Below are 7410 nucleotides of genomic sequence, written 5' to 3' on the forward strand. Positions count from 1 at the left end.
CCTCTACAGGTTGACCTTTGACGGCTCAATCGCCGACGAACACGGCTTCATTGTGATGGGTGGCCAGGCGGAACGGGTCTCGGCTTCCATTGCCGGCGGCTGGCGGTCGTCGCTGCGGTTTGCCGGGGCAGTCCGGCTGGCCATAGGCGCCCTGACCACCGACGCCGATCAGGACGCCGCGGGCACCTCGCCCGCCAAAGCTGTTGAGGTAGCGGTCCTGGACCGGCAGTCGGAGACCTCCCGGGGTTCCCGGCGCGCCTTCCGACGACTGAACGACGCCGACATCACGGCGTTGCTGGCTGAGGAGGACTGAGATGGACAAGCGCATCTTTGGCATTGAAACCGAATTCGGGATCTCGTACTCGAGTCCCGATTCACGCCCGCTGGCGCCGGAGGAGGTGGCCCGCTACCTGTTCCGCAAGGTAGTGAGCTGGGGCCGTTCGTCCAACGTCTTCCTGACCAACGGTTCACGACTGTACCTCGACGTCGGCTCGCACCCGGAGTACGCCACCGCTGAATGTGACGACCTTGCCCAGCTCATCGCCCACGACCGTGCCGGGGAACTGATCCTTGACGACCTCGTGGACGAAGCACAGGCGAGGCTGGCCGCTGAGGGCTTCAACGGCACGGTCTACCTGTTCAAGAACAACACTGATTCGGCCGGTAACTCCTACGGCAGCCATGAAAACTACCTGATCCCGCGCCGGGGCGAATTCTCCCGCCTCGCCGAGATCCTGATTCCTTTCCTGGTGACTCGCCAGCTCATCGCGGGCGCCGGCAAGATCCTGAAGACGCCGCATGGCGCCACCTACGCCTTCTCGCAGCGGGCGGACCACATTTGGGAGGGCGTATCCTCAGCCACCACACGGTCCCGTCCCATCATCAACACCCGGGACGAGCCACACGCCGACGCCGAGTTCTTCCGGCGCCTCCACGTCATTGTGGGCGACTCCAACATGTCCGAGACCACTGCACTGCTCAAGGCAGGCACAGTGGACCTCATCCTGCGAATGATTGAAGCCGGAGTGATCATGCGCGACATGCGGATGGAGAACCCGATCCGCAGTATCCGCGAAATCTCCCACGACCTCAGTGGACGGGCCCTGGTGCGCCTGGCCAACGGCCGGCAGCTGACGGCACTGGAGATCCAGCAGGAGTACCTGACCAAGGTGACGGCCTTTGTCCAGGAACACGGCGCCCACAACCCGCATGTCCCCCTCATCCTTGATCTCTGGGAACGGACGCTGAAGGCCATTGAAAGCGGCGACACCAAAACCATCGACACCGAAATCGACTGGGCCATCAAGAAAAAACTGATGGATAACTACCGCGAGCGGCACGGCCTGGGGCTGGATGCGCCCAGGATTGCGCAGCTGGACCTGACCTACCATGACATTTCGCGGACCCGCGGGCTTTACTACCTGTTGCAGGCACGCGGTGCCGTCCGGCGGGTGGTGGATGACACCGTGGTCAAGGACGCCGTGGACGCGCCGCCGCAAACCACGCGGGCCAAGTTGAGGGGGGACTTCGTCCGGCGGGCCCAGGAACTGGGACGGGACTACACCGTTGACTGGGTGCATTTGAAGCTGAATGACCGGGCGCACCAGACCATCCTGTGCAAGGATCCGTTCCGGAGCGTCGACGACCGGGTGGATGCCCTGTTGGACTCTATGGGCTGACGTTCAGGTTCAGGGGCTATCCTTGACAGGGCCGTTCTTTGGCCCCGAAGCGGCGCCGAGGCACCCTGTGTCCCGGCACTGCGTCCACCCTGCCCCGACGAAAGTTCTCTTACGTGCGCCGAATCCTAGCAATCCTTATCCCCGGTCTGCTGCTGCTCACCGCCTGCAGCGGTACTCCCGCAGCACCGGAACCCACCAGCCAGGCTGCAGGTGATACTGCCAAGTTCGACTCCCTGAAACTGACGGACAACGGGGACAAAACGGCTCCCGGCGTTGAGTTCACCAAGCCGCTTGAGGTAACGGAGCCCACCGTCAAGGTGGTCACCGAAGGTAATGGGGAACTGGTGAAGGCCAACCAGGTCGCCAACATTTCCATCCTCGCCCTCAGCGGGGCCGACGGCTCGACCCTGGAGGACACCTTCGCCGGCGAACCCGAACCGCTGGAGCTCAACGAGGAACTGCAGACCGGCAGCCCGGTCATCTACAACGCATTTGTGGGTTCCAAAGTCGGTTCCAACCTGGCCCTCGCCATTCCCGGCCAGGCTGCCGCTGAGGGAGCCGAAGCCCAGCCCACGCAGCTCCTGCTCATCAAAATAGTCTCCGCCGAGGACGTCACTCCCGCCCTCGAGAAGCCCGAAGGGGACACCGTGACACCGCCGGCCGGCCTGCCGACGGTCACCGAGAACGGCGAGGGCGTTCCCGAGATCAACGTTGAAGGGGCAGCTGCTCCGACGGCCCTGGTGTCCCAGGACCTCATCAAGGGCAAGGGCGCGGAAGTCAAGGAAACTGACACCCTGACCGTGAACTACGTAGGCGTCACCCTGGTGGGCGGCACCAAGTTCGATTCAAGCTTCGACCGCGGTGAAACGGCCAGCTTCCCGCTGACCGGAGTCATCAAGGGCTGGACCCAGGGCCTGGCGGGAAAGACCGTAGGATCACGCGTCCTGCTGGTCATCCCCAAGGACCTTGCGTACGGCGACGAGGGCCAGGGCGAAGCCAAGGGTGACCTTGTCTTCGTTGTGGACATCCTCGGCGCCAAGTAATCTTTCCAACGGTTACCTTGCTTTAGCAACCTCACATCAAAGGAGCAACAATGTCATTTGGTCAGCGCGACTTCGACCGCCAGAAGCCGGAAATTGACTTCCCGGAAGGCGACGTTCCCACCGAACTGGTCATCACCGACCTCATCGAAGGCGACGGTGCCGAGGCCAAGAAGGGTGACACCGTGTCCACCCACTACGTCGGCGTGGCCTGGTCCACCGGCGAAGAGTTCGACGCATCCTGGGGCCGGGGCGCTCCGTTGGACTTCCGCGTAGGAGTGGGCCAGGTCATCCAGGGCTGGGACCAGGGGCTTCTCGGCATGAAGGTGGGCGGCCGGCGCCGGCTGGAGATTCCCTCTGAGCTCGCCTACGGCTCCCGCGGGGCCGGTGGAGCCATCGGCCCCAACGAAGCGCTGATCTTCGTGGTGGACCTCGTCGGCGTCCGCTGACATAGGTTCCCTGCCTGGGTAGAGCCATTCGAAGGCGCGGTAACAATCAGGAGCTGTTTTCCTGTTGTTGCCGCGCTTTCTGCTTTCCGCAGCGGATTTTAGTAACGTAGCCAGAGTGTCCGCATCCCGTACTGAACGTCTGCTCAACCTGCTGATCGCCCTCCTGAACACCACATACGGCCTGCGCCGTTCGGAGCTGCGGGAGAAGGTCTACCACGATACTTCCGGCAGCGACACCGCCTTCGGCAGGATGTTCGAGCGGGACAAAAACGATCTCCGGCAGTTCGGCTTCGACATCGAAGCCGTCACGGACACGGGGTGGGAGGATGACGCTGCCACCACGCGCTACCGGATCGGCAAGGAGTCCAACCGGCTGCCTGATGTGCAGTTCAGCCCGGGGGAGTGGGCGGTCCTGCTCCTGGCATCCCAGCTCTGGGAACGCGCCGCACTGGGGACTGCCGCGGCGGACGCCCTCCGCAAGCTGCAGGCCTCCAGTACCCTCGCCGACGTCCAGCTTCCCGTTGGCGTGCAGCCCCGGATCCGGCCGGCGGGCCAGGCTTTTGACGATCTCGTAGGCGCCATGCACTCCCAGCATCCTGTCCGATTCGATTACCTGGCCGGCAGCACCGGTCAGGAGGAACAGCGGACGGTGGAGCCGTGGGGACTGGGCAGCCGGTTTGGGCACTGGTACCTGACCGGGTATGACCGTTCACGCCGCGCGGCACGCCACTTCCGGCTCTCCCGGTTCACCGGCCCTGTGACGGTGCTGAACAAGGAAAGCTATGCACCGCCAACGGCCTTCAATATCCGTGAGGCCCTGGACCAACTTCCTGAACTGCCGCTCCGGACCGCCGTCGTCGACGTCCGCGAGGGCCGCCTCCTGGCACTGCGCCGGCGCGCCTGTATCGCATCCGAAGCAGTCCAAGGCACACCCGACGCCGGCTTCGAACGGCTGGTCCTCAGCTTCAGGGACAGCGACGCACTGGCAGAGGAACTTGCCTCCTATGGTCCCGACGCCGTGGCGATCGAACCTCGAGAACTTGTCGCTGCCGTCCGCCAGAGGCTTCGCGGCGCCGCAGCCTTCTGCGCCGCACCGGTTCCTTCCTACCGGTTCTCCGACCCGACGCGAACCCCGACCGTCCGCAAACGCACCTCAGAGGACCAGCTCAAGCGCATGTTGCAACTGGTGCCCTTCCTGGTACATAACCAGGGTTTGCACATCCGGGAGGTTGCCGCAAGGTTCGGCATCACACCCGAAGAGCTCGAAGGCGACCTGCGGATCCTCATCTGCTCCGGACTGCCCGGGGGATACCCTGACGACCTGCTGGACATCCACTGGGAGGAAGGCCACGTCTACATCACGGAGGACCTGGACCTCAAGAAGCCTGTGCGCTTCACCGTCGAGGAAGCGTGCGCGCTCCTGACCGGGCTGGAGACACTCAACGGGCTTCCGGGCCTTGCGGAGGGCGGTGCCCTGGAGTCGGTGACGCTCAAGCTGATGGCAGCCGCCGGGGAACAGGGGCTGCGCGCCGGCTCGCTCTCCGGTCCCGCAGTGGGACCCGCCGATTCAGCTGTCCTGGAAACGGTCCGGAATGCGGTCCGGACCACATCCCAGCTTCGCCTGGTCTACCTTTCCGCCCAGCGAGACCAGGTGTCCGAGCGCGATGTTGACCCGCTGCGCCTCTACTCGCTGGATAACACGTGGTACTTCGAGGCTTACTGCCATTCGGCCCAGGGGCTCAGGAACTTCCGGCTGGACCGGGTCCAGGAAGTCCGTCCCAACGGACAACCGGCTTCCAGCCACATGCGGCCGGAGGAAGGGTTCCCGGCCAAGCTGTTCACACCGAACGACGACGACACCACCGTCCTGGTGCAGCTCACCAGGCAGGGTGCCGGCCTGGCGGATGACTACTACGCCGAGCGGGTGGCCCCACTGCCGGACGGCGGCCTCGTAGCTGAAATCAGGTTCGGCAGCACAGCGTGGCTCCCGATGCTTGTGGCCCAACATGGTGGGGCTGCCCGGATTCTGGAACCCTCCGACCTCGCCCAAACGGCGCGGAACTGGATCGAAGCGGCCCTAACACGGTACGGCGGCTAGACTTTTCAGCATGCCTTGGTGGTCCTGGATCCTGATCTGGATAGCGCTCGTCGCGCTATCCCTCCTTTTCTATGTCCTGTTGGGTATCCGGCTGTACCGCCAGTTCATGGCCACAGTGAAGGATCTGGGCGCCGCCGGAGAAAAAATCGGTCATCTGGCACCGCTCGCCGCCGCCCCCGAGCAGCTGCGGCCTTCTGCATCGGTTCCGCCGGGAGAGGCGATTTTTGCTACCCCGGCCCGGATGCGACATGATTACCACGCATCCAAGTCATCCCGCCGGGAGGACCGCCGCCTGAGGCGGGTACAGCGCAAGACGGACCGTGGCCAGCCGCAGTCACTTCGCGATCTGGATTTCAGTTAGACGTAGGATGTTGTAAGAGGAAAGGATTTCCCGTGGGAAGACTCTTTGATGGCCCTTGGCCAATTGTCATTATTATCGTCGTTGCGTTGCTGCTGTTTGCGGCGCCCAAGCTCCCCGCCATGGCCCGCAGCCTTGGCCAGTCCATGCGGATCATCAAATCCGAGGTCAAGGAGATGAAGAACGACGGCAAGACTGAATCCACCCCCGACGCTTCGGGTCCTGTGGAGGGCAAGGTTGTAAACCACCCGCAGGCAAAGCCTGCACCTACCCAGCCCGGTGAGCCGACTGACGGCACTGACGTACCGCCGTCGAACCGCGCTTAACGCAAAGTGGCACTGACGCGGGGCCGTAAGTCCAACCCTGAGGGGCGGATGGCTCTTTGGGACCACCTCAAGGAACTCAAGAACCGGCTGATCAAATCGGCGATTGCTGTGCTGCTTGCCGCCGTGGGCGGCTGGTTCCTCTACGATCCGGTGGTGGCCAGCCTCTCGGAACCACTGGTCACCATTGCGCGCGAAACCGGGCGCACTGCGGTGCTGAACTTTGCCACCATTGCGGATCCTTTCGCGTTCAAGATCCAGATCGCCATCCAGATCGGCCTGGTGATTTCCAGCCCGGTATGGATTTACCAGGTCTGGGCGTTCATCACCCCGGGGCTGACCCGGAAGGAACGCGGCTACACCCTCGGCTTTATGGCGGCAGCCGTGCCCTTGTTCCTGGCCGGGGTTTTTGTTGCCTGGCTGGTATTCCCGACCGTGGTGCGGGCGCTTCTCCAGTTCACGCCCGCCACCGGCGCCAACAACATCTCGGCCACCGACTACCTTACGTTCACCTCGCAGATGCTCCTCATCCTGGGAATCTCCTTCCTGGTCCCGGTGATTCTGGTGGGCATCAACATGGCGGGTGTGGTCAGGGGCAAAACGATCCTCAAAGCCTGGCGGATCATCGTCTTCCTGGTCTTTGTCCTCGCCGCCCTGGCCGCGCCGGGCACCGATGCCTTGTCCATGTTCCTGCTGGCTGCGCCGCTCCTGGTCCTGTTTTTCGCTGCGATCGGCCTGTGTATTTTCAACGACAAACGGCGTGATGCCCGGCTCGCGAAACGCGCCGCCGAGACTGACGCGACAGCCGACACTGCGACTCCGGGCAGCGAACTGAAAAACCTGTAGCGCCGGGCGCACTAGGCTTGAGGTATGTCTATTTCCGAGCCGCTCTCGCCCTCTGAAAGTTACCGGGCCAGCGCGGAGCGCACAGCCGAGGCAGGCACCTATCTGGGCGGTTTTGTCCGCACCCTGGATTTTGAACTCGACGATTTCCAGCGTCTTGCCTGCAGGTCACTGCAGGAAGGCAGGGGAGTGCTGGTTGCGGCCCCCACCGGTGCAGGAAAAACCATCGTGGGTGAGTTTGCCATCTACCTCGCACTGGAACGCCACCTCAAGGCCTTCTACACCACGCCCATCAAAGCGCTCAGCAACCAGAAGTTCACCGAACTCGCCGAGAAATACGGTGCGGAAAACGTAGGCCTGCTGACGGGTGACACCAGCATCAACGGTGACGCCCCCGTGGTTGTCATGACCACTGAAGTCCTCCGGAACATGCTCTACGCCGATTCGGACACACTGGATGACCTTGGCTTTGTGGTCATGGACGAAGTGCACTACCTCGCGGACCGGTTCCGGGGCGCTGTCTGGGAGGAGGTCATCATTCACCTTCCCAGTGAAGTCCAGGTGGCATCGCTCAGCGCCACCGTGTCCAATGCAGAAGAGTTTGGCGCGTGGCTGGACAC

Annotated in this window: 8 protein-coding genes and 1 pseudogene; all 9 read left to right on the top strand. The window is 63.4% G+C overall.

The window, feature by feature from the left end; all coding sequences use genetic code 11:
- A pseudogene (locus DBR22_RS13005) lies at window positions 1-313 on the top strand (proteasome subunit alpha); the annotation flags it as partial.
- Between the two features lies 1 nt (window position 314).
- On the top strand, window positions 315-1679 hold the full coding sequence (gene pafA, locus DBR22_RS13010) for a Pup--protein ligase (protein ID WP_108599371.1): 1365 nt from the start codon (window positions 315-317) through the stop codon (window positions 1677-1679).
- Between the two features lie 113 nt (window positions 1680-1792).
- The gene (locus DBR22_RS13015) at window positions 1793-2722 is read left to right on the top strand and encodes an FKBP-type peptidyl-prolyl cis-trans isomerase (protein WP_108599372.1); all 930 of its coding nucleotides are present in this window, start codon (window positions 1793-1795) and stop codon (window positions 2720-2722) included.
- A 50-nt stretch (window positions 2723-2772) separates the two neighbouring features.
- Window positions 2773-3168, top strand: coding sequence for an FKBP-type peptidyl-prolyl cis-trans isomerase (locus DBR22_RS13020; protein ID WP_108599373.1), 396 nt, complete (start codon window positions 2773-2775; stop codon window positions 3166-3168).
- A gap of 115 nt (window positions 3169-3283) precedes the next feature.
- Entirely contained in the window at window positions 3284-5266 is a 1983-nt protein-coding gene (locus DBR22_RS13025) for a helix-turn-helix transcriptional regulator (RefSeq protein WP_108599374.1), read from the top strand.
- A 10-nt stretch (window positions 5267-5276) separates the two neighbouring features.
- Window positions 5277-5627: a hypothetical protein gene (locus DBR22_RS13030; protein WP_108599375.1), complete on the top strand. Its 351-nt coding sequence runs from the start codon at window positions 5277-5279 to the stop codon at window positions 5625-5627.
- 32 nt (window positions 5628-5659) lie between these two features.
- The gene (tatA, locus tag DBR22_RS13035; protein WP_108599376.1) at window positions 5660-5950 is read left to right on the top strand and encodes a Sec-independent protein translocase subunit TatA; all 291 of its coding nucleotides are present in this window, start codon (window positions 5660-5662) and stop codon (window positions 5948-5950) included.
- Between the two features lie 48 nt (window positions 5951-5998).
- Window positions 5999-6793, top strand: coding sequence for a twin-arginine translocase subunit TatC (gene tatC / locus DBR22_RS13040; protein WP_108599377.1), 795 nt, complete (start codon window positions 5999-6001; stop codon window positions 6791-6793).
- Between the two features lie 24 nt (window positions 6794-6817).
- Window positions 6818-7410: DEAD/DEAH box helicase (locus DBR22_RS13045; RefSeq protein ID WP_146187498.1), on the top strand; the 593-nt coding region annotated here is incomplete at its 3' end.

Source organism: Arthrobacter sp. HMWF013 (assembly GCF_003061105.1).
In the GTDB taxonomy this organism is placed as follows: Bacteria; Actinomycetota; Actinomycetes; order Actinomycetales; family Micrococcaceae; genus Arthrobacter.

What these genes read in the sequence shown, in the direction of transcription:
- pafA (WP_108599371.1), top strand. Translation starts at nt 315, where the DNA reads ATGGACAAGCGCATCTTTGGCATTGAAACCGAATTCGGGATCTCGTAC.
- DBR22_RS13020 (WP_108599373.1), top strand. Translation starts at nt 2,773, where the DNA reads ATGTCATTTGGTCAGCGCGACTTCGACCGCCAGAAGCCGGAAATTGAC.
- DBR22_RS13030 (WP_108599375.1), top strand. Translation starts at nt 5,277, where the DNA reads ATGCCTTGGTGGTCCTGGATCCTGATCTGGATAGCGCTCGTCGCGCTA.
- tatC (WP_108599377.1), top strand. Translation starts at nt 5,999, where the DNA reads ATGGCTCTTTGGGACCACCTCAAGGAACTCAAGAACCGGCTGATCAAA.